The sequence below is a fragment of the Bradyrhizobium sp. BR2003 genome (genome assembly GCF_009720285.1).
Taxonomy (GTDB): Bacteria; Pseudomonadota; Alphaproteobacteria; order Rhizobiales; family Xanthobacteraceae; genus Bradyrhizobium; species Bradyrhizobium elkanii.
Genome location: NZ_SMYJ01000017.1, coordinates 20,459 through 46,594, shown reverse-complemented (window position 1 = coordinate 46,594; position 26,136 = coordinate 20,459). Strand labels below are relative to the sequence as shown.

Below are 26,136 nucleotides of genomic sequence, written 5' to 3'. Positions count from 1 at the left end.
TCCTTGTGGCACTGCAGCGTAAACAGGGTCAAGAGTCGGATATGGGGATTGAGAGGCGAAAAATCCCGTAAACTCCCGCGAATCGCGAACAATTTTCATCATATGCCTGTACGCCGCGTTCAAACGATCTATATGACGGGCACAATGGCAAACCGTGGAAAAGATGTGGCAGCGGACCGCCGCGCCGTGACCGCGCGGGCGGGCGCCTGATGGTGCCGCCGCAACAGAATGTGACCGGCGCCGCACAGCCCACGGCGACGCCGCCGGCTGCCGAGAAGGGGACGCTGCTCGGCACCCTCGTTCATCTCTGGCCCTATATCTGGCCCGGCGATCGCGCCGATTTGAAGATGCGCGTGATCTGGTCGGTGGTGCTGCTGCTGTTCGCCAAGCTTGCCACGCTGTCGGTGCCGTTCACCTTCAAATGGGCGATCGATGCGCTGAACGGCACGGGCTCTGCGCCGGTTGCGGCCTCGAACTGGGCGATCTGGCTGATCGCCTCGCCGGTGCTGATGACCATCAGCTACGGCGCGGTGCGCATCATCATGGCGGTGCTGACGCAGTGGCGCGACGGCATCTTCGCGCGCGTCGCGATGCACGCGGTGCGGCGGCTCGCCTACATCACCTTCGTGCACATGCACGAGCTGTCGCTGCGCTTCCATCTCGAGCGCAAGACCGGCGGCCTGACCCGCGTGCTGGAGCGCGGCCGCTCCGGCATCGAGACCATCGTGCGGATGGTGATCCTGCAGCTGATCCCGACCATCGTCGAGGTCGCGCTGCTGGCGGCGGTGCTGCTCTGGCAGTTCGACTGGCGCTACGTGCTCGCGGTGCTGCTCACGGTCGTCGTATTCATGTACTTCACCTATATCGCGACCGAATGGCGGATCGAGATCCGCCGCAGGATGAACGATTCCGACACCGAGGCGAACACCAAGGCGATCGACTCGCTGCTCAACTACGAGACGGTGAAATATTTCGGCGCCGAGGAGCGCGAGGCGCGGCGCTACGACCGCTCGATGGAGCGCTACGAACAGGCCAGCGTGAAGACCTACACCTCGCTCGCCGTGCTCAACACCGGGCAGGCGATCATCTTCACCGCGGGGCTGACCGCGACCATGCTGATGTGCGCGTTCGGCATCCGCGACGGCACGCACACCGTCGGCGATTTCGTGCTGATCAATTCGATGATGATCCAGCTCTACCAGCCGCTGAATTTCATGGGCATGGTGTATCGCGAGATCAAGCAGGCGATCATCGACATCGAGAAGATGTTCGACGTGCTGGCGCGCGATCCCGAGGTGAAGGACCTGCCGGGGGCCAAGCCGCTCGCGGTATCCGCCGGCAGCGTGCGGTTCGAGGATGTTCGCTTCGCCTATGAGGCGGACCGGCCGATCCTGAAGGGCCTGAGCTTCGAGGTGCCGGCCGGCAAGACGGTCGCGATCGTCGGTCCCTCCGGCGCCGGCAAGTCGACGATTTCGCGGCTGTTGTTCCGTCTCTACGACGTCTCGAGCGGCCGCATCCTGATCGACGGTCAGGACATCAAGACCGTGACGCAGGCCTCGCTGCGCTCGGCGATCGGCATGGTGCCGCAGGACACCGTGCTGTTCAACGACACCATCCGCTACAACATCCGCTATGGCCGCTGGGACGCCGGCGACGACGAGGTGGAGGAGGCGGCGCGCCTCGCGCAGATCGACGGCTTCATCCGGATGTCGCCGCAGGGCTATGAGACGCAGGTCGGCGAGCGCGGCCTGAAACTCTCCGGGGGCGAGAAGCAGCGCGTTGCGATCGCGCGCACGGTGCTGAAGGCGCCGCCGATCCTGGTGCTGGACGAGGCGACCTCCGCGCTCGACAGCCACACCGAGCACGAGATCCAGGGCGCGCTGGAGCGGGTCTCGCGCAACCGCACCTCGCTGGTGATCGCGCACCGGCTGTCGACCATCGTCGGCGCCGACGAGATCATCGTGCTGGACCAGGGCCGGATCGCCGAGCGCGGCACCCACGCGCGGCTTTTGGCCGCCGACGGCCTCTATGCCAGCATGTGGAACCGGCAGCGTGAGGCCGAGGAGGCCCGCGAACGGCTCGCCCAGGTCGATGACGAGGGCACCGCGCCGAATCGGCTGCCGCCGGCGGTCACTGAATCGTCGGAGGATTCCACCCCTGACGCGGGTGAGAAACCCTTGCCGACCGCCGCGGAATAGTCGATTTAGGGCCTCTCCCGCCAAATGGGGCGGGGAAACGCAAGCGAGCTCTGATGTCGATCGCCAATTCCATCCGCGCGCAGATCCCGCCGATCCACCCGGAGGGCTATCCCTTCATTGGCGGCTTCGCTCTGGCGAGCCTGATCCTGTTCTGGATCTGGACCCCGCTGGGCTGGATCGGGACGCTGCTGACGGTCTGGTGCGCGCTGTTCTTCCGCGATCCGGTCCGGGTGACGCCGCTGCGCGACGGCATCGTGGTGTCGCCGGCCGACGGCCGCGTCTCGATGGTGGTGCAGGCGCTGCCGCCGGCCGAACTCGGGCTCGGCGACAAGCCGCTGCCGCGGGTCTCGGTGTTCATGAGCGTGTTCAACTGCCATGTGAACCGCAGCCCGGTGGTCGGCCGCATCGACCGCATCGCCTACCGTCCCGGCGCGTTCATCAATGCCGAGCTCGACAAGGCGAGCGAGGACAATGAGCGCAATTCGCTCGTCATCTCGACCTCGAACGGGCGCATCGGCGTGGTCCAGATCGCAGGCCTCGTGGCGCGGCGCATCGTCTGCTTCGTCAAGGAGGGCCAGTCGATCGGCGCCGGCGAGCGCTTCGGCCTGATCCGCTTCGGCTCGCGGCTCGACGTCTACCTGCCCGAAGGCACCAAGGCGCTGGTCTCCGAGGGGCAGACCGCGGTCGCCGGCGAGACAATTCTGGCGGATTTCCGCAATGCCGATCCGGGCCGCACATACCGCGCCGATTAACTCTGTTTCGCCAGCCCCATCAGCCGGTTCCCGCCGCAATGGCGGAGCCGGGCGGCGCTTGCTATATTCATTGGGCCATGACGCCATTCGATCCGAATTCCACCGAGTATCGCCGCCGCCGGTTCCGCCCGATCCCGGTGCGGATGCTGGTGCCGAACATGATCACGCTGCTGGCGATCTGCGCCGGCCTCACCGCGATCCGGCTGTCGACCGAAGGGCGGATGGAGCTGGCGGTCGCCGCGATCGTGTTCGCCGCGATCCTCGACGGCATCGACGGCCGCGTCGCCCGCATGATCAAGGGCCAGTCGAAATTCGGCGCCGAGCTCGACAGTCTCGCCGACTTCGTCAATTTCGGCGTTGCGCCTGGCCTGATCCTGTATTTCTGGCAGCTGCATGAGCTGAACAACGGCGGCTGGATCGCCGCGATGGTGTTCGCGATCTCGGGCGGCCTGCGGCTTGCGCGTTTCAATGCCTCGATCGACGATCCCAACAAGCCGGCCTTCGCCGCCAACTATTTCACCGGCGTGCCGGCGCCGGCCGGTGCGATCACCGTGCTGCTGCCGATCTATCTCGCCTTCCTCGGCGTGCCGATGCCGCCGGCGACGCTGACGGCGTTCTACACGCTCTTGATCGCCTTCCTGATGGTGTCGCGGCTGCCGGTGTTCTCCGGCAAGACCGTGAAGATGCGCGTGCCGCCGGAAATGGTGCTGCCCGTGTTCGTTGCCGTGGTGTTCTTCGTCGCGCTGCTGATCGGCTATCCCTGGCACATCCTGTCGGCGGGCTCGGTTGCCTATTTGATCAGTCTGCCCTGGGGCTGGAAGTCCTATCGCGACCAGGAGCGCCAGCTTGCCGCGCAGACGCAAGCCGCGGGCGCGCCGGTGGTGGCATCACCTGCGGCTCCCTATGCGGCGCCGGTCGCGGACAGTGACCACGACGATCGTCCGACGCATCTGCATTGATGCCTCTGCGTAACCCGTCATCCTGAGGTGCGAGCCTTGCGGCGCAATTGCGCCGCTGGGCGAGCCTCGAAGGATGCACGGCCCGGCTCCGAGATCGGAGCCGTGACCCTGCGAGGGCCGCTGAAGAAGCGGCCATCTCCAGCGACAAGGATTTCGCCGTTGCGCGGGGGTGACGGCGATAGAGTGGTTTCATTCCAGCAAATATCAGCCATGAGCGTGCCTCGGTTGGGTTCGCCTGCGATCTCGGCTATAGGCTGAGACGGCCCAGCGAACGCCAAAAATCAGGAGAGAAACGCCGTGACGACATCCGCTTCCGCCCCGCTTCCTGCTTCCGTCCTTGAAGCGTTGGCGCGCTACGACACGCCGACGATCTGCAACGCGATGGAGATCGTCGCGCCGGAGCGCCGTCTGATCGGCTACACCGTGAAGCCGCTGGTCTGCCCGTTCCCGACGCTGCCGCCGATGGTGGGCTACGCCCGCACCACGACGATCCGCTCGGTGCTGAAATCCGGCCTCTCGGCCGAGGAGCAGTCGAAGCGCCGCATCGACTATTACGAATATGTCGGCACCGGCTTCGGCCCGCGCATCTCTGTGATCCAGGACATCGACGGTCCGGACGTCGGCTACGGCGCGTTCTGGGGCGAGGTGCAGAGCAACGTGCACAAGGCGCTCGGCTGCCTCGGCGTCATCACCGACGGCTCGATCCGCGACATCCCGCAATGGGCGCCGGGCTTCCAGGCGCTGGCCGGCTCGATCGGCCCGTCGCATGCCTGGGTGCATGCGGAGAGCTTCGGCGGCGAGGTCCGCGTCGCCGGCATGACGGTGCGATCCGACGATCTGATCCACGCCGACAGCCACGGCGCCATCGTGATCCCCTACGAGGTCGCGGCGAAGCTGCCCGAGGCCGCCGAACTCTGCGGCCGCCGCGAGACCCCGATCCTGGACATTGCGCGCAGCAAGGATTTCTCGCTCGAGAAGCTGAAGGATGCGCTGAAGCGTTCGGCGGAAATCCACTGAGCGCGCGTTGTCGATTTGCGGAACGGCGGGCCGAAGGGCCCGCCGTTTTGCTTTCGGTGTCAGGCCGGCGCAACCTTCGCGATCTCGTTAGCACCGCGAACCGTCATATCGATGGCGACATAGAGGATCACGGCGAGGCCGACATAGGCGATCCAGCGGTGGTTCTGCAGCAGCCGCGCGATGAAGGAAGCCGCTGCGCCCATCATCGCGATCGAGAGCGCGAGGCCGAACACCAGCACGATCGGCTGTTCCCGCGCCGCGCCCGCGACCGCCAGCACGTTGTCGAGCGACATCGAGACGTCGGCAACGATGATCTGCGTGGTGGCCTGCCACAGCGTCTTGCGCTGGCCCTTTGCGCCATCGGCATGTTCGGCCGTGGTCTCGTGCGCGTCGGCGCGCAGCTCGCGCCACATCTTCCAGCACACCCACAATAGCAGGATGCCGCCGGCCAGCAGCAGGCCGACGATCTGCATCAGCTGCGTGGTGACCAGGGCGAACAGGATGCGCAGCAGTGTCGCGGCACCGATGCCGATCAGGATCGCCTTGCCGCGCTGCTTCGCCGGCAGGCCGGCCGCGGCAAGGCCGATCACGACGGCATTGTCGCCGGCCAGCACGAGGTCGATGACGACGACTTGCAGCAATGCGCTGAGGGCGTCGAGTGAAAGCAATTCGGGCGAAAATAGTTCGGACATGGTCGCATTCCCCTTGAGGTCGGGGAGCGGACCCTTGCGACGAAACCGGCTCTTGCCGTCATGCGGACGGCAAATCCACCGCGACGCTTATCCGCGTCGCGGGTCGAAGCAGGGCCACTCCAACTGAGTTCCAGTCCGACATCGCAGCTTGTGGCTGCCAGAGGGGCCCGGCCTGGGATTACGGTCGTGACACCGGACGCATTGCCGCTTCCTCCTCGAAGAACAGCGCCGCCTGATCCGGTTCGCCGAGGATCGCCGCTGCGCACCCCATGAAGGTGAACGCGCCGGCAAAATCCCACAGCGTGAGGTTCGCCACGCTTGTGCGCACGTGGATCACGCGCGCCGCAATCGCGGTAATGGCTGCCTGAACGAACAGCAACAGGCTGAGCACGGGCAGCACGAGTGCGGGCTCAACCAGACGAAGCGTCAGGACGATCGGCAGCGCGGTCAGCGCGCCGAACAACAGCAGCATGCCGAACGGCTCCAGCGAGGGAGTCTTTCGCAATATCCTGTCTGGAATGGTCGAGGACATTCCAGTCCTTTGCCGATCTTGTGCCGATTTTGGCTTGTCGTTCATATTGAAGATATCAGAACGGGATCTCCCTGACGCGCGACGCGGCGCCGCGCGACCGCCGGCCGCGCGACAAGATGTACGTAGGCGGTTCCCGAGAAGGCCGGTGCCCGGGGCGACTTTGGACGCCGTTTTGGCGGCACCGGCGCGGTGGCATGCCATGGCAAAGTCCGCGCGGCGCCTTTATCTTTGCTGACAGCGCTGGGTGAACGATCGAAAGGCAATTTCGATGAATATGGCAGGCAAGACGGTGCTGATCACCGGTTCCACTGACGGCGTCGGCCGCTACGTCGCGATGAAGCTGGCGTCGGCCGGCGCCCGCGTCCTGATCCATGGCCGCGATACCAAGCGGGCGCAGACGCTCGCCGACGAGATCAAGCGCCTCAGCGGCCGCGAGCCGATGTTCTACCAGGCCGATCTGTCCTCGCTGGCCGAGGTCCGCGAGTTCGCCCAGCTGGTACTCGACGACCAGGAACGCCTCGATGTGTTCGTCAGCAACGCCGGCATCGGTTCGCAAAACGAGGGGCCGGCGCGGCAGACCAGCAAGGACGGCCACGAGCTGCGCTTCGCGGTCAACTATCTCGCCGGCTTCCTGCTCGCGCATCTGTTGCTGCCGCGGCTCAAGGCGAGCACGCCGGCGCGCATCGTCAATGTCGCGTCGCTCGGCCAGCACCCGATCGATTTCGGCGACGTGATGATCACGAAGAACTACAGCGGCGCGCGCGCCTACGCGCAGAGCAAGCTGTCGCAGATCATGTTCACCATCGACCTGGCCGCGGAGCTCGAAGGCTCCGGCGTGACCGTCAATTCTCTGCACCCTGCGACCTATATGAACACCACGATGGTGCGCGCCAGCGGCGCGACGCCGATCTCGACCGTCGAGCAGGGCGGTGATGCCATCCTGCGTCTGGTCCAGGATGACGATGTGGCTGGCCGGAGCGGGCTGTTCTTCGACGGCAAGCGCGAGGCCCGCGCCCATGCTCAGGCCTATGACGCCGAGGCGCGCAAGCGGCTCAAGGCGTTGAGTCTTACGCTCACCGGGTTGCGGGCTTCCTGATCCGGAGCGGCGCCGGCCCCCCTTTGCGACCTTGGGCGCGGATCGCCTCGAACAGGCGCTTGCATGCGGCCGGAATGCCGCGATCCGGCACCGTTGCAATGCCGAGCAAGAGACCCGGCTGTGCGCGCTTCGGTGAAACATACCAGGGCGAGAGCGGGGCGGGCGCCAGCCCGTGCGCGAGCAGTGCCCTGGCGATCTCGACATCGGCGGTCTTGTCCGGCAGCGTCAGCATGACCGCGAGTCCGGCAACCCGCGCGTCGTTGCTCCAGCTCCGTAGCGTCGTCGTCAGCACATCGCGCCTGTCGCAATACGCCCGCTTGGTTCGCCTGAGATGGCGAATATAGTGGCCGTCGCGCATGAACTCGGCGGTCGACAGCTGCACCGCCGGGCCGGGAGCAGGGACGAGGCACGTCGCGACATCGGCGAACTGCGCCGCCAATGGCTCCGGAGCAACCAGAAAGCCGAGGCGAAGCGTCGGCGAGATCGTCTTGCTGAAGGAGCCGAGATGGATCACCCGGCCGGCGCGGTCGAGCGAGGCAAGCGCCGGCGCGGCGCGGCCGTCGAGCTGCAACTCACCGAGATAGTCGTCCTCGATGATGAAGGCTCCGGATTGCGCGGCCCAGTCGAGCAGCTGCGCGCGCCGTTTCGGCGACAATGGCGGACCGAGCGGCGCCTGCTGGCCCGGCGTCACGACCGCGAGCGCCGCGTCGGGGGCATGCTTGAGGCCGTGCTCGACATCGACGCCATTAACATCGACAGGGATCGGGACGACCTCCAGCCGCGCGAGCTCGAGGCCCTTTCGCGTCAATGGAAATCCCGGGTCTTCCATCCACACGCGGCGGCCTTCGAGGCCGAGCACGCGGAGCGCGAGGCCGAGTCCGCCGCTGAATCCCGAGGTGATGACGATTTGCGCTGGCGAGCATTCGAGCCCGCGCGCGATCGCGAGGTGCGCCGCGATCTCGCGTCTCAATTCGAGCTCGCCGCGAGGATCGATGGTGCGTGTCACCGCGCTCAATTCCGCCCGGACGGCGCGCGCGCGGATTCGCGCCAGCAGCTTGGCAGGGAGGCTATCCTGTGCGGGGACGCCCATCCGGAAGTGTCCCTGACCGCTCAGATCCCGAAACATCTCCACGACCGATCCGGGAGCGACCGGCGCATCGGGTTTGGCGGCCTTCCTTGGCCGCCTCGCGACGGTGGTGCCGCCTGCCTTCGATGACACGATGTGCTGGGCGTCCGACAGCTTGTCGTAGGCCGCCCGCACGGTGCCGCGCGCAACGCCGAGCTGCGCGGCGAGATCGAGCCAGGAGGGCAGCCGGGCGCCCGGCACCAGCACGCCATTGTCGATCGCCGCCGCGATCGCCTTGCGGATCTGCTCGGAGAGCGGCGTCCTGGCCGACCGGTCAAGCGCGATGGGAAGCGGGTTGGGCATGGCTCGTGGTACACCAATTCGGTTCATTCTTGGTGCTTCTTTTTGGCGAAGCGTGCCCGCATCTATCGGTTAGCGATGGAGGCACGAGATGAAGACCTTGATGACGACGCTGCTGGCCTGCGCCGCGTTTGCGACCCCCGCTTTGGCGCAATCGGTGACGCCGAAGTTCGAGCATATGATCACGAGCATTCCCGGCAAGTCGCTGATCGCGGTCGAGGTCAACTTCCCGCCCGGCGAGCCCTCGGCGCCGCATCATCACGCCAAATCGGCGTTTCTCTATGTCTACGTGCTCCAGGGCGCGATCGAGAGCCAGCTCGAGGGCGAAGCCGCGAAGATCTATCGGGCTGGCGACAGCTTCTTCGAGCCGCCCGGCGCGCATCACGTGCTCGGGCGCAACGCCAGCGCGACCGAGCCGGCGAAGCTGCTTGCGGTGTTCGTCGTCGACAGCAACGACAAGGCGCTGACCGTCTTCGACAAGGAAGGCCACAAGCAATGAGCATGCGGATCGATTACAACAAGGTCGCGCCCGCGGGCATCAAGGCGCTCGGCGGCGTCTATGGCTACATCACGCAAAGCGGCCTTTCCGCGCAGCTCGTCGAACTGGTCTATCTGCGGATCTCGCAGATCAACGGCTGTGCTTATTGCCTGGACTCGCATACCCGCAGCCTGCTGAAGATGGGAGTCAGGGTCGAGAAGCTTGCGCTGCTGCAGGTCTGGCGCGAGGCGGAGGCGTTGTTCGACTCCGGGGAGCGCGCCGCGCTGGCCTGGGCCGAAACCGTCACCCGCGTGGCGGAGACCGCGATCCCGGACGACGCGTATGAAGCGGCGCGCGCCGTCTTCAGCGAGAAGCAACTCGTCGACCTGACCATCGCGATCGGCCTGATGAACACCTACAACCGGATCGCGATCGGCTTCCGCAACCCGCCGCAGGCGGTAAAGTCGGCTAACCCACCCTACGGTTCTGTCGCTGCACGCCATGCGCGCGCCTTTGCCGTCGTCTCCTGGACGAATGCATCCTTGCCGGTTCGATAGGCTTCGATGTCGTCCTTTGAGGCGGCGGCGAGGGCGCGCTTGATGTCGGAATAGGCGCGGGCCGCGTCCGAGTGCGCGCGCAGATAATCGCGAAACACCAGGCGTGCTTCCCAGCGCGGATGGGACGGCTCCATCATATGCAGATGGTGGGTCCATGGACCCGGCGGCCCCTTGCGGAAGAACAGCTCGCCGGGAAGCCATTGCGCATATTCCGGCATGTAGATGTAGCCAAGTGGCGCGAGCGGCTCGATGCATCGTTGCCTGGCCTCTTCGAGCCTCCGCACGCCAACCAGCAGGTCGATGATGGGTTTCGACGGGAGACCCGGAACGGCGGTGCTGCCGATATGCTCGATGGCCAAGGCGAACGCGCCGAGCGCTTGCTCGATTCGCACGCGCTCCTGCGCGAACAGAGCGGGCCAGCTGGGGTCATAGTCGAAGATGATAATCGATCCGGCGCCATACTTCTCCACGTTCACCCCTGATTGCTTCTCACAGAGTATCCGTGGGCCGCGGCCAAGCGTCACTCACGAATCCTGCTTCACCTCAACAGGCTTCTGCGCGAACTGCGGAAAGATCTCGGCGACGACCGGCCCATCCAGTCGCCACGAATAGCAGCCGCCGACGAAGAATGGCGGCTCGGTGACATCGCGCTGGTGATCGAGCGCGCCGCGGCCCTGCGGGTCCTTGCCGGAGGTCGCGGTCTGGAACAGCGTCGTCACCGCCGGTCCCAGCAGCTCGGCGAGATGGGTGCAGGTCTCGAGCTTGCCGATCTTGCGACGGACCAGTTCGCGCCAGCCCTTGCCGATGCGTTCGCCGACCAGGCGCTGCAGGATGCCTTCGACGTCGAGGCAGGACGGATAGGGAGTCGAGGCCATCGTGGTGCCGGTCTCGCGGATCGTAAAACTGTCGTCGACCGCAAGCCGCAGGCGGATGTCGTGCACGGGATCGTCGGGCTGGTGCAGGCCGCGATGCTTGTCCTGTCGGGCATAGGGTTTGGTGTCGACCAGTCGCGCCTCGACTTCCCACAATCCGTCGTCACGGAGATAGCCGAGACATTCGACGGAGCGGCGGTGCATCAGGCGGCGGGGCTTGCCGTCGGCATTGGTATCGGGTGCGGACATCGGAACTCGCTGGATTGAATCTAGTGCCGATCCAATCGGCCGCGTGCGCCGATGTCAACGCTCGGGCTTGAATGGCGTCATGAGACGTCGTCATTCCGGGATGGCGCGTGAGCGGCAGACCCGGAATCTCTAGATTCCGGGTTCGATGCTTCGCATCGCCCCGGAATGACGGGGGTGACGTCGAGAGCTGCCCTCAGCTCACGCGCCGTTCGCGGTTCTCCCAATACGGCTTGCGCAACTCGCGCTTCAAAATCTTGCCGGCGCCGGAGAGCGGCAGCGGGGTCGCTGTGATGTCGACGCTGCGCGGGCACTTGTAGCCGGCGATCAGCGCCTTGCAGTGCTCGATCAGCTCTTCCGGCGTGGCGCTGGCGCCGCTCTTCATCACCACGACGGCGTGAACCTGCTCGCCCCAGCGTTCGCTCGGAATGCCGATCACGGCGCATTGCGCCACCGCCGCGTGCTGGGCGAGGGCGTTCTCGACCTCGGCCGAATAGACGTTCTCGCCGCCGGAAATAATCATGTCCTTGACGCGATCGACGACGTAGACGAAGCCGTCCTCGTCCATGTAGCCGCCGTCGCCGGTGTGCATCCAGCCGTCGATCACGGCGCGCGCGGTCTCTTCCGGACGCTCCCAATAGCCCATCATCACCATGTCGCCGCGCACCGCGATCTCGCCGACGGTGCCGGTCGGGACCACCTTGTCCTCCGCGTCGACGATCTTGACCTCCGCGCCGAGCGTGGCGCGGCCGGCGCCGCGATGCCGGCCCTTGGCGCGGCCGTCGCCGATATGCTCCTTCCAGTGCAGCAGGGTCGCGATCGGCGACAGCTCGGTCATGCCGTAGGCTTGCGTGAACTCGACATGCGGCAGCGCCTCCATGGCGCGCATCAGCACGGCGTCGCTGATCACGGAGGCGCCGTAGGAGATCCTCTTCAGGGACGACAGATCGTAATTGCCGAGCGTCGGGTGATCGACGAACATCTGGATCATGGTCGGAACCAGCAGCACGTCGGTGATGCGCTCCTTCTGCACGGCGGCCGCGACGCCGTCGGGCGTAAAGCCCTGGATCACGACGTTGGAGCCGCCGGACAGCAGCACCGAATACATCGCGGCGCCATTGGCGAGGTGGAACATCGGCGCCGCGTGCAGATAGATCGTGCTGCTCGGCCACAGGCCTTCGCCGAGCGCGTTGAGCGCATTGGCCATCAGATTGCCATGGCTCAGCATCACGCCCTTGGAGCGGCCGGTGGTGCCGCCGGTGTAGAAGATGCCGGCGAGATCGTCACGGCTGCGCATGGCATCGGCCATCGGCGGGCTGCGCGCGATCAGCGTCTCGTAATTCTCCATGCCGGCCGGCGTCTCGCCCTCGTCGGCATAGACCAGCTTGAGGCCGGGGATGGCGCCTGCCAGCGCCGTGCCGACCGGCGCAAACGCCTTGTCGACGAACAGGATCGTCGCTCGGCAGTCGCGCAGCGCGTCCTCGTTCTCCAGCGGAGACCAGCGGATGTTGAGCGGCACGATTACGGCGCCGGCCCAGCCGACGGCGAGGTAGAGCTCGAGATAGCGGTCCGAGTTCAGCGACAGGATCGCGACGCGGTCGCCGTCCAGCGCACCGAGGCCGCGGATCGCGGCGGCAAGGCGGGCGACGCGGTCGCCGACCTCGCGCCAGTTGCGCCGCCGCTCACCGCAGACGACTGCGAGCCCGTTTGGATTGACCTGCAGCGCGCGCCGCAGTCCGTGCGTGATGTTCACTCGTCTCCTCCCTTGATGCGTTTCTCCTGCGAGGCGGTTTGTCCGCCTTCTCTGCAGCCGGAACGGCTGCTTTGTGCGCTGTTGTCTTGCGCGTTGATGTCACTTGCATTGTTGTCTTGGCGATGCCTTCGGTGAGGCGGATCGCAAATTCCTCGGCGACGGCGCGTCCGCTCAGTTCGCCGCCCGGCTGGAACCAATGGCCAATCCAGTTCAGCGAGCCGGCAATGGCGAAAGCCGCGAGCTTCGGGTCGCAGGGTTTCACCGAACCGTCCGCGACGCCCTGTGAGATATAGTCGCGGAAGGCGCGGTCGATCCGCCGCTTGGCGGTCTGCACGATCTTGCGGTTGTCCTCGCTGAGATCACGGATGTCGAAGCGAACCAGGCTCTTGCCATAGTCCGCGGTCATCAGCTCGGCATAGCGGACGGTGAGCTTGCGCAGCTTATCGAGCCCTGAGCCGCCGCCGGCCGAAGTTTCGGCAATGCAGTCGTCGACCAGCTCGTTGCCGATCGACCAGCACTCGTACAGGATCTCGTCCTTGCCGCGGAAGTAGTTGTAGAGTGCAGGCTTGGTGATGTTCAGCCGCTTGGCGACTTCGTTCAGCGTGGCGCGGTGATAACCCTGTTCGAGGAACAGTGCGACCGCGGTGCGCAGCACCGCCTCGCGCTTCTCGTCGCGGGCGCGGCGCCGGCTCTCGAACGGCAGCCAGGGTGACTCGGTGTTGGAGGAGGGAGGGCTGGCGTCCATCGCGTGGCTGTTGTCGCATTGACTCCGGAAGGTTGCCCGTATATTACCCGTGGGTAATAAATAGTCCAGTGGGTAATTTCCGGGAGGACACGCGATGACGTCACGCACCTATGTTGCCGGGGTCGGCATGATCCCGTTCGTCAAGCCTGGCGCCAATGCGCCGTATCACGTGATGGGCGCGGAGGCTGCGAAGCTGGCGCTCGCCGACGCCGGGCTCGACTACGGCCGTGTGCAGCAGGCCTATGTCGGCTATGTCTATGGCGACTCCACCTGCGGGCAGCGCGCGCTCTATCCGGTCGGCATGACCGGCATCCCGATCGTCAACGTCAACAACAACTGTTCGACCGGTTCGACCGCGCTGTTCCTGGCGCGGCAGGCGATCGAGTCAGGCGCGGCCGATTGTGTGATGGCGCTCGGCTTCGAGCAGATGAAGCCCGGCGCGCTCGGGGCCGTGTTCACCGACCGTCCCAGCGCGTTCGACGATTTCGACGCCGCCGCCGACAAGTTGGTCGACGCGCCCGGCGTGCCGCTGGCGCTGCGCTATTTCGGCGGCGCCGGCCTCAGCCATATGAAGAAATACGGCACGCCGCTCTCCGCCTTTGCAAAGGTGCGCGCCAAGGCGAGCCGTCATGCCAAGAACAATCCGCTGGCGCTGTTCCGGAAAGAGGTCACCGCCGACGACGTGATGAACGACCAGGTGATCTGGCCCGGCGTGATGACGCGGCTGATGGCGTGTCCGCCGACCTGCGGCGGCGCTGCCGCGATTCTGGTCTCGGAGAAATTCGCCGACCAGCACGGCCTCAACAAGCAGGTCCGCATCGCGGCGCAGGCGATGACCACGGATACGCCGTCGACCTTCGGTGCCTCAGACATGATGCAGGTGGTCGGCTACGACATGGCGCGCGATGCCGCCAAAAAGGTCTACGAGGCCGCCGGCATCGGGCCTGATGATCTCGACGTCGTCGAGCTGCACGACTGCTTCGCGCACAACGAGCTGATCACCTATGAGGGACTCGGCCTGTGCGGCGAGGGCGAGGCCGCGAAATTCATCGACGACGGCGACAACTCCTATGGCGGCAGGATTGTCACCAACCCGTCCGGCGGGCTGCTGTCGAAGGGCCATCCGCTCGGCGCCACCGGGCTTGCGCAGTGCTATGAGCTGACGCGGCAGCTGCGCGGCAGCGCTGCGGCGACGCAGGTGGAGGGCGCGCGGATCGGCTTGCAGCACAATCTCGGCCTCGGCGGCGCCTGCGTCGTGACGCTCTACGAACGCGCCTGAGGTCGCCCATGGTCGATCAATCCGCTGTCGGGCGTACATTTACGCCGGTGACCGCGCGCGTGGAGCCGGGGCGCCTGCGCTTCTTCCTCGATACGCTTGGCGAGACGAATGCCGTCTATCGCGGCGAGGCGGCCGCGCAGGCAGCCGGCTTCACGGCGGCACCGGTGCCGCCGACCTATCTGTTCTGCCTCGAGATGATGGATGCACCTGACCCGTTCGAGTTCCTCACGGCGCTCGACATCGATCTGGCCCGCGTGCTGCACGGCGAGCAGCGCTTCGACTATTACGCGCCCGTCGTGGTCGGCGACACCTTGACCTTCCACCCGCGCGTCACTGGCGTGACCGACAAGAAGGGCGGGGCGATGACGCTGATCGTGGTCGACACCCCCGTCACCAACCAGAACGGCGTTCATGTCGCCGACGTCTCGCGCACCGTCGTGGTACGTAATGCGAGGCCGTCATGAGCAGCTCCCCCTCTGTCGGTGATCGTCTTGTCCACAAGGAGTTTCCGCCGATCACCCGCCATCGCCTCGCGCTGTATTGCGGCGCCTCCGGCGATCACAACCCGATCCATGTCGATATCGATTTCGCGAAGGCGGCCGGCTTCCCCGACGTGTTCGCGCACGGCATGCTGGTGATGGGCTATCTCGGCCAGGCGCTGACCGACGCGGTGGCGCCGTCGTGCATCCGCTCATTCTCGACCCGCTTTGCCGCGATCACCCAGCTCGGCGCGAAGCTGACCTGCGAAGGCACGGTGACGGAGCTGATCGAGCAGGGCGGTGAGAAGCGGGCAAAGCTCGCGCTGACGACGAAGGACCAGAACGGCGAGGTGAAGCTCGCCGGCGAAGCGGTTATCGCGCTGTAGGAGAGATTATGTCGAAGCTGAAAGGGAAGGTCGCGCTCGTCTCAGGCTCCGGCCGCGGCATCGGGCGCGCGATTGCGCTGAAGCTCGCCAGCGAGGGCGCGCGCGTCGTGGTCAACGATCTCGATGCCGAGCCGGGCGATGCGGTCGTCGCCGAGATCAAAGCCATGGGCGGCGAGGCGATCGCGGTCAATGGCAGCGTGACCGAGGCCGGGTTTGCCGATCGCTTCGTCGGCAGCGCGATCGATCGGTTCGGCGGTCTCGACATCATCGTCAACAATGCCGGCTACACCTGGGACTCGACGATCCAGAAGATGACCGACGAGCAGTTCCAGGCGATGCTCGACGTCCATCTGGTCGCGCCGTTCCGCATCATGCGCGCGGCGTCGGAGCCGATCCGGGTGATGGCGAAGAGGGAGGCCGAGGCGGGCCGCGAGGTGTTCCGCAAGGTCGTCAACATCTCCTCGATCGCGGGCCTCTACGGCAATGCCGGGCAGGCGAGCTATTCCTCCGCCAAGGCCTCGCTGATCGGGCTGACGCGCACGATGTGCAAGGAGTGGGGCCGCTACAGGGTCAACGTCAATTGTGTGGCGTTCGGCCTGATCAACACCCGCCTGACCCAGCCGATCGAGAGCCAGCAGAAAACCATCGACGTCGCCGGCCGCGACATCAAGGTCGGCGTCCAGCCGCAGATGCTGGAGGCGATGGGCCGCATGATCCCGCTCGGCCGCGGCGGCACGCCGGAGGAGGCGGCGGATGCGGTCTATCTGTTCTGCGCTCCGGAATCGAACTACATCAGCGGTCAGGTGATCGTCGCCGGCGGCGGTCTGCTGATCTGACGAGAGCGTTTTCAGGCGAAGCGGGTGCCGGTTCGCGCCAGGAAAACGCGTCAAAGAAAGAATGCGCAGCGAGGGAATGATGCACTACCGATCGTCCTGGATGACCGAGGAGCTGGACACCTTCCGCGACCAGTTCCGCAAATTCCTCGCCAAGGATCTCGCGCCGCACGCCGAGAAATGGCGCGAGCAGAAGCTGGTCGACCGCTCGGCCTGGCGTGCGCTCGGCGAAATGGGCGCGTTGCTGCCGAGCGTGCCCGAGGCGTATGGCGGCTTGGGGGCCAGCTTCGCCTATGACGCCGCCGTGCTCGATGACCTCGAGAGCACGGTGCCGGAGCTGACCACCGGCGTCTCCGTGCACAGCGCGATCGTCGCACATTACATCGTCAACTATGGCTCGGAGGAGCAGAAGAAGCGCTGGCTGCCGAAGATGGCGTCGGGCGAGATGGTCGGCGCCATCGCGATGACCGAGCCTGGCACCGGCTCCGACCTGCAGGCCGTCAAGACCACGGCGAAGAAGCAGGGCAACTCCTACGTCATCAACGGCCAGAAGGCATTCATCACCAATGGCCAGGCCGCCGATCTCGTCATCGTGGTGGCGCGGACCGGGGCGCCGGGCGCCAAGGGCATCTCGTTGATCGTCGTCGAAACCGCGGGTGCCGAGGGCTACCGCCGCGGGCGCAACCTCGACAAGATCGGGCTGCACGCGTCAGACACCTCGGAGCTGTTCTTCGACAACGTCACGGTGCCACGGGAGAACCTGCTCGGCGCCGAGGAAGGCAACGGCTTCGTGCAGCTGATGCAGCAATTGCCGCAGGAGCGGCTGTCGCTCGCGATCGGCGCGGTCGCCTCGATGGAGCGCGCGGTCAGGATCACCGCCGAATACACCAAGGAGCGCACTGCGTTCGGTAAGCCGCTGCTCGAATTTCAGAACACCGCCTTCAAGCTCGCCGAGCGCAAGACCGAAGCGATGATCGCCCGCGTGTTCGTCGACTGGTGCGTCGAGCGCCTGGTCGCCGGCGACCTCGATACCGTGACGGCGTCGATGGCGAAATGGTGGTGCTCGCAGAAGCAGGTCGAGACCGCCGACGAATGCCTGCAGCTGCATGGCGGCTACGGCTACATGCAGGAATATCCGATCTCGCGCATGTTCATCGATTCCCGCATCCAGAAGATCTATGGCGGCACCAACGAGATCATGAAGCTCCTGATCGCGCGCTCGCTTTGAAATTTCTTCACTGTCATTCTGGCGCATGCGAAGCATGAACCCGGAATCCCGAGTCGCAACCACGAGATTCCGGGTTCGATGCTCGCGCATCGCCCCGGAATGACGCAGAGGGGCGAGTGCGCGCTCATCTCGTTCGACTGCGCGCCGCTACATCGCGCGTACGTTCTTGAGGAATTTGTCGACCTGAACCTCCAGCTCGGAGGCGTTGCTGGCGAGCTCGCCAGAGGCCGCCAGCACGTTCTCGGCGGCCTTGCTGGCGTCGTCGATCGCCTTGGTCGTGCCGTTGATGTTGGCGGTGACCTCCTTGGTGGCCGCGGCCTGCTCCTCGACGGCGCTGGCGATCACGGTCGAGATCTCGCTGATCTGGACGATGACCTGGGAGATCGCCTTCAGCGCCGTGGCGGTGTTGCCGGTCGCGGTCTGCATCTCGTTGATCTGCGCCGAAATGTCTTCCGTGGCTTTGGCGGTCTGGTTGGCCAGCGCCTTCACCTCGGAGGCGACGACGGCGAAGCCGCGTCCGGCCTCGCCGGCCCGCGCGGACTCGATGGTTGCGTTGAGCGCAAGCAGGTTGGTCTGGCCGGCGATCTGGCTGATCAGCGCGACGACGTCGCCGATCTTCTGCGCCATGGTCACGAGGCCCGCGACCAGCTTGTCGGACTTCTCGGCTTCGTCGACCGCCATGCGGGCGATGCGGCTCGCCTCGGTCACCTGGCGGCTGATCTCGTTGACCGAGGACGACAGCTCCTCGGACGCGGACGCCGCGCTCGCCGAGCGCTGATTGACGAATTCGGCGGTCGTCGTCAGCGATCGCGCCGTGCCCTGCATTTGCGTCGAGGCCGACGCCAGCATCCCCGCAAGTCCCTTCACATCCTTCTCGAAATCGTCGGCCAGCTTCACATTGCCTGTCACGACCGACCAGCTCAGCATCGCGCCGGTGTAGTTGCCGCGCTTGTCGGTCAGCCCGGAGACCCGCAGATCGAGCGTTTCCGGTCCGAGCTTGATCTTGGCCGCATGTGGCAGGTTCTTGGGATCGCCGACGATGCGGCGCTGATGCGCCGGGTTCTTGTGGAAGATGTCGAACGAGTTGCCGAGGATCTTGTCCGGCGCCACCGGAAGCAGGTGCTTCACGGTGTCGAGGGTCTTGAGGCTGGTCTGGTTGATGTAGGTGATGTTGAAATCGGTATCGCACATCATGATGTTGATCGGCATGTTGTCGAGCATCTGCAACAGCCGTTCGGTCTGGGTTTCAAGCCGCGCTTTCTCGGTCGCGAGCTCCCAGGTCAGCATCGGGCCGGTGTAGCGGCCGCGCGAATTGGTCATGGCCGTCACGGTGAGATCGAGCGTCTCGCCGCCGATGGTGATGCGCGCCCTGTGCGGCAGGTTCTTCGGGTCGGAAAGCAGCCGGCGCTGATGCTGCGGGTTCTTGTGAAAGATATCGATCGATTGCCCGATCAGCGCGTCGACCTTCACCGGCAGGACGTGCTCGATCTTCTTCAGGTTCTCCCGCGTCGACTCGTTGATGTAGGTGATTTTGAAATTGTCCAGCTCGCAGAGCATGACACTGATCGGCATGTCGTCGAACAGCCGGTACGAACTGTCCGAGCCGATCACGCTTGCGACGCTCTTCATCCCCAACATGCATTGTCCTCCAGCCTTGATAATGATCTTGGTGAATTGAAACGGTGCACCTGATCGGCAGCGGAATGCCTTCCACGGCCGGCCCACGCAGGTGCGCTACACAATTTACAATTTCTGACTGCGTGGAACGGTAGGCGATTCGAATTCCATCAAGAAGGGCGTGCAATGCTCCGCGTGCGCTCGCGCAAAACGCGCAACGCGCGATGCAGCGATGAGTGCAGTCGAAATCGCTGCGCAACACCGCGATTTGCTGCGTAATCCGCGCGATCCTGCGCTGAAAGGTGCGAAGCGACCGATCGCTGCACCGTAGTCTTACGGAAGCAGACGCGTGCGCTCCTAATGATTGTTATCGTGCACATGACGCGTTGGCTTATGCAGATTGTGCCACGCCATCGCGCGCAGCGGAGCGCTTCTGACCGCAATCGTCGCGGCGGCCGCGCGCTGTCGGTCTTGGCGATGTGGCTTGTTCCGCCTGCGCTCTGTGGCGGCGATCGGCAACCTCGCGATGATCGCGAGGTCGCCGCATCGTCGATAGGAGTACCAATGAAAGAAGCACGCACAGGTAGAGTCCCTCGCGCGAGGCCCGATCGAGGCCGCGGACCGGCTCGTGACATCGGTCCCGCGAGCGCGACGAGATCGCCCTGGAGCCGGACGACGGTGACCTGCTCGCCGGCCGGCGGCTTCAATCCTGCCGGCGATCCTCCGCTCTGCGGAAATCGATGATGAAACCGCGTTGCCCATTGCCTACCGCATGGCTTGGCGCCGCTGCGCCCGCGAGACGCAGCTTCGGCCTTGCACCCCATTTCCGTCTATCATACCCCGTGGGACCACGATCCGCGCGAAGCCCAAACGTGCGCCAGTACTTGCAGGGAGCCCTTATGACCAAAAGCAATGCCCGCACCGGAGGCCAGATCCTGATCGACCAACTGGTCGCGCAAGGGGTGGAACGCGTCACCTGCGTGCCGGGCGAGAGCTATCTGGCGGCGCTCGACGCCTTGCACGACAGCCCGATCGACGTCGTGATCTGCCGCGCCGAGGGCGGCGCCGCGATGATGGCGGAAGCCTATGGCAAGCTGACGGGACGTCCGGGCATCTGCTTCGTCACCCGCGGTCCGGGCTCGACCAATGCCGCCCATGGCGTCCACATCGCGATGCAGGACTCCACTCCGATGATCCTGTTCGTCGGCCAGGTCGACACCGGTATGCGCGAGCGCGAGGCGTTTCAGGAACTCGACTACAAGGCGGTGTTCGGCACGATGGCGAAATGGGCGGTCGAGATCGATCGTCCGGATCGCATTCCGGAACTGGTCGCGCGCGCCTTCCGCGTCGCACTGCAGGGCCGGCCCGGTCCGGTGGTGATCTCGCTGCCTGAGAACATGCTGACTGAAACCGCCGCGGTCGCCGACGCGCCGAAGGTCGAGCCTGCGGCGACCTGGCCGGCGCCGGCCGATCTCGAGCGCCTCGGCAGCATGCTCGCCGGCGCCAAGGCGCCGATCGTGGTGCTCGGCGGCTCGGCCTGGACCGCGGAGGCCGCCAAGGGCATCGCGCGCTTCGCCGAGCGCTTCGACCTGCCGGTTACAACCTCGTTCCGCCGCGCCTCGCTGTTCGACGCCGACCACTCGCATTATGCCGGCGATCTGGGCATCGGACCGAGCCCGAAGCTCAGGGATCGCGTCACCGGCGCCGATGTCATTCTTTTGATCGGCGGCCGCATGTCGGAAATGCCGTCCTCGTCCTACACGCTGCTTGACATTCCGGTGCCGAGCCAGAAGCTGATCCATGTCCATCCCGGCGCCGAAGAGCTCGGCCGCGTCTACCAGCCTGCGCTGGCGATCCAGGCGACGCCTGCGGCCTTTGCCGCCGCGGTCGAGACCATGAAGCCCGCGGCCGCGCCGGCCTGGAAGGGCGAGGCGGCCAAGGCGCACGCGGATTACCTCGCCTGGACCGACAAGCCGCGCGAGCTGCCGGGCAGCTTCCAATATGGCGAGGTCGTGACCTGGCTGCGCGATCGGCTGCCGAAGGATGCCATCGTCTGCAACGGCGCCGGCAATTATGCCGGCTGGATTCACCGCCACCATCGCTTCCACGCTTTCGCCGCCCAGCTCGCGCCGACCTCGGGTTCGATGGGCTACGGCGTGCCGGCGGCCGTGATGGCCAAGCGGCATCATCCGGACCGCGTCGTCGTGGCGTTCGCCGGCGACGGCTGCTTCCTGATGAACGGGCAGGAGTTCGCCACCGCCGTGCAGTACGACGCGCCGCTGATCGTCGTCGTCATCGACAACGCGCAATACGGCACCATCCGCATGCATCAGGAGCGCGATTATCCGGGCCGCGTCGTCGGCACCCAGCTCAAGAACCCGGACTTCGCGCTTTATGCCAAGGCGTTCGGCGGCCATGGCGAGCGTGTCGAGCGCACCGAAGACTTCGCGCCCGCGTTCGAGCGCGCGCTGGCCTCCGGCAAACCCGCGATCCTGCACTGCCTGGTCGATCAGCGCGCGCTGTCGGTCGGCAAGGACTTTGTGCCGCAGGCCACGCGCTAGGGCATGATCCGGAAAAGTGCGGAGCGGTTTTCCGAGGAGATCATGCCCAAACAAGAATCCCGTCACGTCGCGATCATCGGAGCCGGCGCGGTCGGCGTGATCAGCGCCATCGAGGCGCTGCGTGAGGGCCACAGCGTCACCTTGATCGATCCGGGCGAGCCCGGCGGCACCCAGGCGGCGAGCTACGGCAATGCCGGCTGGCTGTCGTCGCATTCGGTGATCCCCCCGGCCGAGCCGGGCACCTGGAAGAAGGTGCCGGGCTATCTGATGGATCCGCTCGGTCCGCTGGCGATTCGCTGGTCGTATTTGCCGGAGGCCTTGCCCTGGCTCGTCAAGTATCTGCTGTCGAGCCGGACCGAGGCGCAGGTCGAGGCCACCGCGTGGGCGATGCGCGATCTGTTGAAGGATGCGCCGCTGCTGCACCGGCAGCTCGCCGAGGAAGCCGGCGTGGGCGAATTGATCGAGCGGCGCGGGGTGATGCATGTGTTTCCCTCGCGCGCGCCGTTCGACCGCGATCTCGGCTGGCGCATCCGCAAGCGTGTCGGCATCGAATGGCTGGAGCTCGATGAAGATGAGATGCGCCAGCGCGAGCCCGATCTGCATCCGCGCTACAAATTCGGCGTCGTGGTGGAGGAGGCGGGACGCTGCCGCGATCCCGGCGCCTATGTCGCGGCGCTCGCTGCCCACGCCATCGCGAACGGCGCCGAGCGCGTCGCCGCCAAGGCCACGGGCCTCAGGCTTGCCGGCAACAAGCTGGTCGCCGTCGTCACCGAGAGCGGCGAGATCGCCTGCGACGCGGCTGTCGTCGCCGCGGGCGCGCGCTCCAGGCAACTGACCGCGTCGATCGGCGATCCGCTGCCGCTGGAGACCGAGCGCGGCTATCACGTCATGATCGAGAATCCGGAATGCGGCCCGCGCAATTCGATGATGGCCTCCGATGCCAAGATGGTCGTCAACTGGACCGACAAGGGCCTGCGCGCCGCCGGTACTGTGGAGATCGCGGGGCTTGACGCCGCGCCGAACTGGAAGCGCGCCGAGATCCTGCGCGAGCATCTCTTCAGCATGTTCCCGAAGCTGCCGAGGGATATTCCGCCAGCGCGGATCAAGACCTGGTTCGGCCATCGGCCGAGCATGCCCGACGGGCGCCCCTGCATCGGTTATGCCCGTGCGACGCGCGATGTGGTTTACGCCTTCGGCCACGGCCATGTCGGCCTGGTCGGATCGGCGCGCACCGGCCGGCTGGTCGCGCAACTCCTGAGCGGCAAGGCGCCGGAGATTGCGCTCGCCCCGTTTGCCCCCTCGCGCTTCCTGTAGGAAGCAACGGCGGCGAAGCCTCAGCTGTCGCCGGCCCAGGCCGTGATCGCGGCCGGCGCGATCACGCGTCTCGGTATGTGCGGATTGATCGTTCCGGCGCTGATGTCCTGCGTCTGAACGAGCAGCGAGCGCGCAAACGCCTTGGCATCCTGCTCGGTCGTGAAGGTACGGGTCTGGCGCGCGAAACGGTGATGTCCGGCGTCAGGATTTCGCATGGCGAACGAGACGTACCAGATGGCCTTGTCGGTCTTCATCGCGCCTCTTTGGTGGTAATCCGCCCGCGCGATCGCGACGTCCTGCTCGATGCTCGATGTGCAAGAAGTGCCAAGATAAAGAATCCTGAAATACAACACATTGCGGCGAATAGACTCCTCGGCGAACCAGCAATGCTACCGGATCGGCACGTCTACCGATACTGGCGGCATATTACCTGTCAACCGATGGGTGAAATGACAATGCGCCGTTGCGACGTTGGTTCCATCCGGCAAATTGCCACGCCCTCCCAGGACTTGGGCCAGGACCACGGTTCGATCGTCGAGATCACCAGCGAAGCGGATAGTCGCATCGAGGGGACGTTTCGAACCGCGCTGGCCGATAGCGGCTTCTACGGCCAGACGGTCGCGATCGTCGGCGTCCACCAAGGCAATTGCATCGGATTTTCGTCGGTCGGTTCGTCGGCGACTGGCGATCCCGAGGGGGGAGCGGCGGCCCTGACCCGTGAACTGGTGGCGAGCTGTCACGACCAGTGTCGATACGTTCGAACGGACGACGTAGGCCTCGCTAGATGACCTGGTCCTCCTTGCGTGCGGCGTTGATGGTCCCCTCCACCTCGGCGGCAAGGGCCGTGAGATGTTCGGCGAGCTTGCTGAACAACTCGCGCTTTCGCATGTCAGTCGCCAGGTCGCGGATCAACGCACACTCCGCCGCGTCGCGGCGAAGCTTTTCGAGATGCGTCAGCATGTCCTGCATTTTTGTCCCCGAATGCCGTATTCCGCAACGCTAAGGCGGCACGGAACCTTGCAACAATAACCTGTGATAATTCTGGTGAACCCTGGCGCCGTTTCGCGAATCCTCTGGGCCTTGAGGCAAGCTTGGCTTGTTTCGCTTCGCTCCACCCACCCTGCGGCTCAATCAATTTGTTCTGATTTTCGGAATTTGGCTTGACGGCGGACCCAACTCAGATGTTCAATACGTCCGTCTCACCCGATCGAGGGGCGCTTTGCGGTCGTCACGAACGTGGGTCGAGATGCGGTGGACGCTGATTGCGCAGTTGACGAACGCGCATGAGGCGGACGGCGAAGTCGTGTGGTCCTGACGCCCTAGCGGCAGGTGTCTTTTCGCATTGCGCGATGCGCGTTGTGAAGACGGTGACAAGCAAGCCCAGTCTCACCGGGGAGAGCACGTATAAGCCGTAGCCCATCGCGCAGGGAAAGCCGGGATGTTTCCGGTTACACCTGTGGTCCTACCTCCCGCGTTTTTTACTACGCGGGACCCATGGGTGCGATCGGCACCCGGCTTTCCCTGCGCCCTCTGATCAAGAGAGGGCGGAACGAAGAGCAAGACTCGGACGATTCATGTCGCGAGAATGCGGTTGTTTGACTCACAGACCGCGCAACACATTCGCCGTCGTCCGGGCGAAGGCCGGGACCCATTACCACGAATGCGAATTGTTGCGCGACGTCGGCGCCACCGCCTTCTTCAACAACTCGACCCTGTGGTTATGAATCCCTGCTTTCGCAGGGACGACAGCGAGGATAAGGCGATAGCGCTGCCTCTCTCACGACCCGATCCGCACCACCATCTTGCCGAGCGCCGCACGGGTTTGCATCGTTGTGAAGGCCGCGCGAAAGTCCTCGAATGCGAACACCTTGCCGACAACCGGCGTCAGTCGGCCATCGTTCAGCCATCCCGACAATTGCGTCATCACGCGCGCCTGCGCTTCGGGCTCGCGCCGCGCGATCTGGGCGGCGTCGACGCCGATCAGGAGGCCGCCCTTGAGGAGCGGCAGATTGAACGGCAGCGCGGGGATGTTGCCGGCCGCGAAGCCGACCACGACATGGCGGCCGTTCCAGGCGATCGAGCGGAACGCCTGCAGCGAGACCTCGCCGCCGACCGGATCGAAGATCACGTCGGGGCCATGGCCGCCGGTCGCGTCCTTCAGCGCGTCGCGCCAGTCGGGCTTCGTGTAGTCGACGACCGCGTCGGCGCCGAAGCTTGCGGCGAAGTTGCGCTTCTCCTCCGTCGAGGCCGCGGCGACGACGCGCGCGCCGAGCAGCTTGCCGACTTGAATGGCGGCGATGCCGGTGCCGCCGGCAGCGCCGAGCACCAGCAACTGCTCGCCGGCCTTGAGCGAACCGCGCTCGCCGAGCGCATAGAGCGCGGTGAGGTAATTGGTGCGAAAGGCTGCGGCGGCCTCCATCGACAATCCGTCGGGCATGATCTCGACGGCATCGGGCGGCACCACGATGTGCTCGGCCAGCGCGCCCGAGCGCGCCGCGCCCATCACCCGCATGCCCGGCGCGATGCCGGCGACGTCGCCTGCGACCGCATCGACCACGCCGGCGAATTCCGCACCCGGCGTGAAGGGCAGGGCATCCTTGGTCTGATAGCGGCCCTCGACCTTCAGCCCATCGACGAAGCCGATGCTCGCGGCGTGGACCCGGACTCGGATCTGTCCGGGGCCGGGTTCGGGGGTGCCGATCTCTCTCAGCCCGATCTGATCGATGGGTGCGTATTGCTCGACGACGACCGCCTTCATCCTGTCCTGCTCATTGGTTGGTTTCCTCGATGGCCTTTTCCGTTCCGATTGAATCGGAACGGGGCTCCGGATTCTTGTGTTGACGCGTTTTCTTCACGCGAGCCGGTAGCCGGTTCGTGCGAAAACGCTTCCGGCAAACCTATCCCATGTCCGTTGTTCTACGGGGAGGGGTCTTGTGCATGCAACGGCAGGCTCGCTTGCGGAAAGCCAGCATCTTCAACGACATCGCGAAAAGGCCGACGTTTACCCGTTGTTATCCCTACCAAATTCGGTAACGCGTCCTTAATGGCGTTAACGCTAGGGTTTTCCACGCGGCCCGCCTTGGGCTGCGCGCCGTCCAGGACGGGCAGGTTGCGTA

At 65.5% G+C, this 26,136-nt stretch carries 25 protein-coding genes and 1 pseudogene; 15 read left to right on the top strand and 11 right to left on the bottom strand.

The genetic code is table 11. The annotated features are described in order from the left end of the window. Positions 1–209: 209 nt before the first annotated feature. From E2I15_RS11780 to E2I15_RS11765, 4 genes are all read left to right on the top strand, one after another. A complete protein-coding gene (locus E2I15_RS11780; protein WP_155262334.1) occupies positions 210–2,198 on the top strand; it encodes an ABCB family ABC transporter ATP-binding protein/permease in 1,989 nt (662 codons plus the stop codon). A 53-nt stretch (positions 2,199–2,251) separates the two neighbouring features. Further along, entirely contained in the window at positions 2,252–2,950 is a 699-nt protein-coding gene (locus E2I15_RS11775) for a phosphatidylserine decarboxylase (protein WP_016846296.1), read from the top strand. A gap of 77 nt (positions 2,951–3,027) precedes the next feature. Then, positions 3,028–3,909, top strand: a complete 882-nt coding sequence (gene pssA, locus E2I15_RS11770) for a CDP-diacylglycerol--serine O-phosphatidyltransferase (RefSeq protein WP_137479587.1) — start codon at positions 3,028–3,030, stop codon at positions 3,907–3,909. Positions 3,910–4,206: 297 nt separating this feature from the next. Further along, entirely contained in the window at positions 4,207–4,926 is a 720-nt protein-coding gene (locus E2I15_RS11765) for an RraA family protein (RefSeq protein ID WP_026192631.1), read from the top strand. 59 nt (positions 4,927–4,985) lie between these two features. Here E2I15_RS11765 and E2I15_RS11760 read toward each other — a convergent pair whose 3' ends face one another. Then, complete coding sequence (locus tag E2I15_RS11760; protein WP_018271081.1) at positions 4,986–5,618, bottom strand: TerC family protein; 633 nt, start codon at positions 5,616–5,618, stop codon at positions 4,986–4,988. Between the two features lie 178 nt (positions 5,619–5,796). Next, positions 5,797–6,090, bottom strand: coding sequence for a hypothetical protein (locus E2I15_RS11755; RefSeq protein WP_028344571.1), 294 nt, complete (start codon positions 6,088–6,090; stop codon positions 5,797–5,799). Between the two features lie 328 nt (positions 6,091–6,418). Here E2I15_RS11755 and E2I15_RS11750 point away from each other — a divergent pair, with 328 nt between their 5' ends. Further along, the gene (locus E2I15_RS11750) at positions 6,419–7,246 is read left to right on the top strand and encodes an SDR family NAD(P)-dependent oxidoreductase (protein ID WP_016846301.1); all 828 of its coding nucleotides are present in this window, start codon (positions 6,419–6,421) and stop codon (positions 7,244–7,246) included. Here the strand turns inward: E2I15_RS11750 and pdxR are convergent. Beyond that, positions 7,224–8,675, bottom strand: coding sequence for a MocR-like pyridoxine biosynthesis transcription factor PdxR (pdxR, locus tag E2I15_RS11745; protein ID WP_137479588.1), 1,452 nt, complete (start codon positions 8,673–8,675; stop codon positions 7,224–7,226). The genes E2I15_RS11750 and pdxR overlap by 23 nt on opposite strands. Positions 8,676–8,763: 88 nt before the next feature. On the opposite strand from pdxR, the gene E2I15_RS11740 reads away from it, so the two are divergent. After that, entirely contained in the window at positions 8,764–9,171 is a 408-nt protein-coding gene (locus tag E2I15_RS11740; protein WP_137479589.1) for a cupin domain-containing protein, read from the top strand. Then, a pseudogene (locus E2I15_RS11735) lies at positions 9,168–9,608 on the top strand (carboxymuconolactone decarboxylase family protein); the annotation flags it as partial. The gene E2I15_RS11740 and the pseudogene E2I15_RS11735, both read left to right, overlap by 4 nt. A gap of 20 nt (positions 9,609–9,628) precedes the next feature. Here E2I15_RS11735 and E2I15_RS11730 read toward each other — a convergent pair. The 4 genes from E2I15_RS11730 to E2I15_RS11715 all read right to left on the bottom strand — a co-directional run bounded on the left by E2I15_RS11730 (position 9,629) and on the right by E2I15_RS11715 (position 13,323). Next, positions 9,629–10,231, bottom strand: a complete 603-nt coding sequence (locus E2I15_RS11730) for a GrpB family protein (protein WP_246668146.1) — start codon at positions 10,229–10,231, stop codon at positions 9,629–9,631. Then, the gene (locus E2I15_RS11725; protein ID WP_137479590.1) at positions 10,232–10,828 is read right to left on the bottom strand and encodes a DUF2889 domain-containing protein; all 597 of its coding nucleotides are present in this window, start codon (positions 10,826–10,828) and stop codon (positions 10,232–10,234) included. 193 nt (positions 10,829–11,021) lie between these two features. Then, complete coding sequence (locus E2I15_RS11720) at positions 11,022–12,578, bottom strand: acyl-CoA synthetase (protein ID WP_137479591.1); 1,557 nt, start codon at positions 12,576–12,578, stop codon at positions 11,022–11,024. Beyond that, positions 12,508–13,323 carry a TetR/AcrR family transcriptional regulator gene (locus E2I15_RS11715; protein WP_137479780.1) on the bottom strand — a complete coding sequence of 272 codons (816 nt, stop codon included), beginning with the start codon at positions 13,321–13,323 and terminating at the stop codon, positions 12,508–12,510. Before E2I15_RS11715 ends, E2I15_RS11720 begins: the two co-directional genes overlap by 71 nt. A 94-nt stretch (positions 13,324–13,417) precedes the next feature. On the opposite strand from E2I15_RS11715, the gene E2I15_RS11710 reads away from it, so the two are divergent. The 5 genes from E2I15_RS11710 to E2I15_RS11690 all read left to right on the top strand — a co-directional run bounded on the left by E2I15_RS11710 (position 13,418) and on the right by E2I15_RS11690 (position 17,528). Then, positions 13,418–14,602 (top strand): lipid-transfer protein, encoded by a 1,185-nt coding sequence (locus tag E2I15_RS11710; protein ID WP_137479592.1) that lies wholly within the window; start codon positions 13,418–13,420, stop codon positions 14,600–14,602. 8 nt (positions 14,603–14,610) lie between these two features. Further along, positions 14,611–15,066: a MaoC family dehydratase N-terminal domain-containing protein gene (locus E2I15_RS11705; protein WP_137479593.1), complete on the top strand. Its 456-nt coding sequence runs from the start codon at positions 14,611–14,613 to the stop codon at positions 15,064–15,066. Then, positions 15,063–15,467, top strand: coding sequence for a MaoC family dehydratase (locus tag E2I15_RS11700; RefSeq protein ID WP_137479594.1), 405 nt, complete (start codon positions 15,063–15,065; stop codon positions 15,465–15,467). The genes E2I15_RS11705 and E2I15_RS11700 overlap by 4 nt, the downstream gene beginning before the upstream one ends. A gap of 8 nt (positions 15,468–15,475) precedes the next feature. Beyond that, complete coding sequence (locus E2I15_RS11695) at positions 15,476–16,303, top strand: SDR family NAD(P)-dependent oxidoreductase (RefSeq protein WP_137479595.1); 828 nt, start codon at positions 15,476–15,478, stop codon at positions 16,301–16,303. Between the two features lie 79 nt (positions 16,304–16,382). Continuing rightward, entirely contained in the window at positions 16,383–17,528 is a 1,146-nt protein-coding gene (locus E2I15_RS11690; protein ID WP_137479596.1) for an acyl-CoA dehydrogenase family protein, read from the top strand. Positions 17,529–17,675: 147 nt separating this feature from the next. Here E2I15_RS11690 and E2I15_RS11685 read toward each other — a convergent pair whose 3' ends face one another. Next, positions 17,676–19,166, bottom strand: coding sequence for a methyl-accepting chemotaxis protein (locus E2I15_RS11685; RefSeq protein ID WP_137479597.1), 1,491 nt, complete (start codon positions 19,164–19,166; stop codon positions 17,676–17,678). A gap of 878 nt (positions 19,167–20,044) precedes the next feature. Between E2I15_RS11685 and E2I15_RS11680 the strand changes: the two genes are divergently transcribed. Both E2I15_RS11680 and E2I15_RS11675 read left to right on the top strand, forming a co-directional pair. Next, positions 20,045–21,706, top strand: a complete 1,662-nt coding sequence (locus E2I15_RS11680; RefSeq protein WP_137479598.1) for a thiamine pyrophosphate-binding protein — start codon at positions 20,045–20,047, stop codon at positions 21,704–21,706. 42 nt (positions 21,707–21,748) lie between these two features. Beyond that, positions 21,749–23,020 carry an NAD(P)/FAD-dependent oxidoreductase gene (locus E2I15_RS11675; protein ID WP_137479599.1) on the top strand — a complete coding sequence of 424 codons (1,272 nt, stop codon included), beginning with the start codon at positions 21,749–21,751 and terminating at the stop codon, positions 23,018–23,020. A gap of 20 nt (positions 23,021–23,040) precedes the next feature. Here the strand turns inward: E2I15_RS11675 and E2I15_RS11670 are convergent, their stop codons facing one another. Beyond that, entirely contained in the window at positions 23,041–23,274 is a 234-nt protein-coding gene (locus tag E2I15_RS11670; protein ID WP_137479600.1) for a hypothetical protein, read from the bottom strand. A 186-nt stretch (positions 23,275–23,460) separates the two neighbouring features. Between E2I15_RS11670 and E2I15_RS11665 the strand changes: the two genes are divergently transcribed. After that, entirely contained in the window at positions 23,461–23,808 is a 348-nt protein-coding gene (locus tag E2I15_RS11665; RefSeq protein WP_246729384.1) for a hypothetical protein, read from the top strand. Here E2I15_RS11665 and E2I15_RS11660 read toward each other — a convergent pair. Continuing rightward, a complete protein-coding gene (locus E2I15_RS11660; protein ID WP_137479601.1) occupies positions 23,801–23,989 on the bottom strand; it encodes a hypothetical protein in 189 nt (62 codons plus the stop codon). The genes E2I15_RS11665 and E2I15_RS11660 overlap by 8 nt on opposite strands. Positions 23,990–24,797: 808 nt before the next feature. Next, complete coding sequence (locus tag E2I15_RS11655) at positions 24,798–25,778, bottom strand: NADPH:quinone oxidoreductase family protein (protein ID WP_137479602.1); 981 nt, start codon at positions 25,776–25,778, stop codon at positions 24,798–24,800. Positions 25,779–26,136: the final 358 nt, after the last annotated feature.

Bases quoted from the DNA above. Each gene is read 5' to 3' on its own strand.
- pssA (WP_137479587.1), top strand. From the start codon at position 3,028: ATGACGCCATTCGATCCGAATTCCACCGAGTATCGCCGCCGCCGGTTC.
- pdxR (WP_137479588.1), bottom strand. From the start codon at position 8,675: ATGCCCAACCCGCTTCCCATCGCGCTTGACCGGTCGGCCAGGACGCCG.
- E2I15_RS11775 (WP_016846296.1), top strand. From the start codon at position 2,252: ATGTCGATCGCCAATTCCATCCGCGCGCAGATCCCGCCGATCCACCCG.
- E2I15_RS11760 (WP_018271081.1), bottom strand. From the start codon at position 5,618: ATGTCCGAACTATTTTCGCCCGAATTGCTTTCACTCGACGCCCTCAGC.
- E2I15_RS11675 (WP_137479599.1), top strand. From the start codon at position 21,749: ATGCCCAAACAAGAATCCCGTCACGTCGCGATCATCGGAGCCGGCGCG.
- E2I15_RS11725 (WP_137479590.1), bottom strand. From the start codon at position 10,828: ATGTCCGCACCCGATACCAATGCCGACGGCAAGCCCCGCCGCCTGATG.
- E2I15_RS11655 (WP_137479602.1), bottom strand. From the start codon at position 25,778: ATGAAGGCGGTCGTCGTCGAGCAATACGCACCCATCGATCAGATCGGG.
- E2I15_RS11750 (WP_016846301.1), top strand. From the start codon at position 6,419: ATGAATATGGCAGGCAAGACGGTGCTGATCACCGGTTCCACTGACGGC.
- E2I15_RS11700 (WP_137479594.1), top strand. From the start codon at position 15,063: ATGAGCAGCTCCCCCTCTGTCGGTGATCGTCTTGTCCACAAGGAGTTT.
- E2I15_RS11780 (WP_155262334.1), top strand. From the start codon at position 210: ATGGTGCCGCCGCAACAGAATGTGACCGGCGCCGCACAGCCCACGGCG.
- E2I15_RS11670 (WP_137479600.1), bottom strand. From the start codon at position 23,274: ATGAAGACCGACAAGGCCATCTGGTACGTCTCGTTCGCCATGCGAAAT.
- E2I15_RS11695 (WP_137479595.1), top strand. From the start codon at position 15,476: ATGTCGAAGCTGAAAGGGAAGGTCGCGCTCGTCTCAGGCTCCGGCCGC.
- E2I15_RS11685 (WP_137479597.1), bottom strand. From the start codon at position 19,166: ATGTTGGGGATGAAGAGCGTCGCAAGCGTGATCGGCTCGGACAGTTCG.
- E2I15_RS11715 (WP_137479780.1), bottom strand. From the start codon at position 13,323: ATGGACGCCAGCCCTCCCTCCTCCAACACCGAGTCACCCTGGCTGCCG.
- E2I15_RS11705 (WP_137479593.1), top strand. From the start codon at position 14,611: ATGGTCGATCAATCCGCTGTCGGGCGTACATTTACGCCGGTGACCGCG.
- E2I15_RS11755 (WP_028344571.1), bottom strand. From the start codon at position 6,090: ATGCTGCTGTTGTTCGGCGCGCTGACCGCGCTGCCGATCGTCCTGACG.
- E2I15_RS11680 (WP_137479598.1), top strand. From the start codon at position 20,045: ATGACCAAAAGCAATGCCCGCACCGGAGGCCAGATCCTGATCGACCAA.
- E2I15_RS11660 (WP_137479601.1), bottom strand. From the start codon at position 23,989: ATGCAGGACATGCTGACGCATCTCGAAAAGCTTCGCCGCGACGCGGCG.
- E2I15_RS11665 (WP_246729384.1), top strand. From the start codon at position 23,461: ATGGGTGAAATGACAATGCGCCGTTGCGACGTTGGTTCCATCCGGCAA.
- E2I15_RS11710 (WP_137479592.1), top strand. From the start codon at position 13,418: ATGACGTCACGCACCTATGTTGCCGGGGTCGGCATGATCCCGTTCGTC.
- E2I15_RS11690 (WP_137479596.1), top strand. From the start codon at position 16,383: ATGCACTACCGATCGTCCTGGATGACCGAGGAGCTGGACACCTTCCGC.
- E2I15_RS11740 (WP_137479589.1), top strand. From the start codon at position 8,764: ATGAAGACCTTGATGACGACGCTGCTGGCCTGCGCCGCGTTTGCGACC.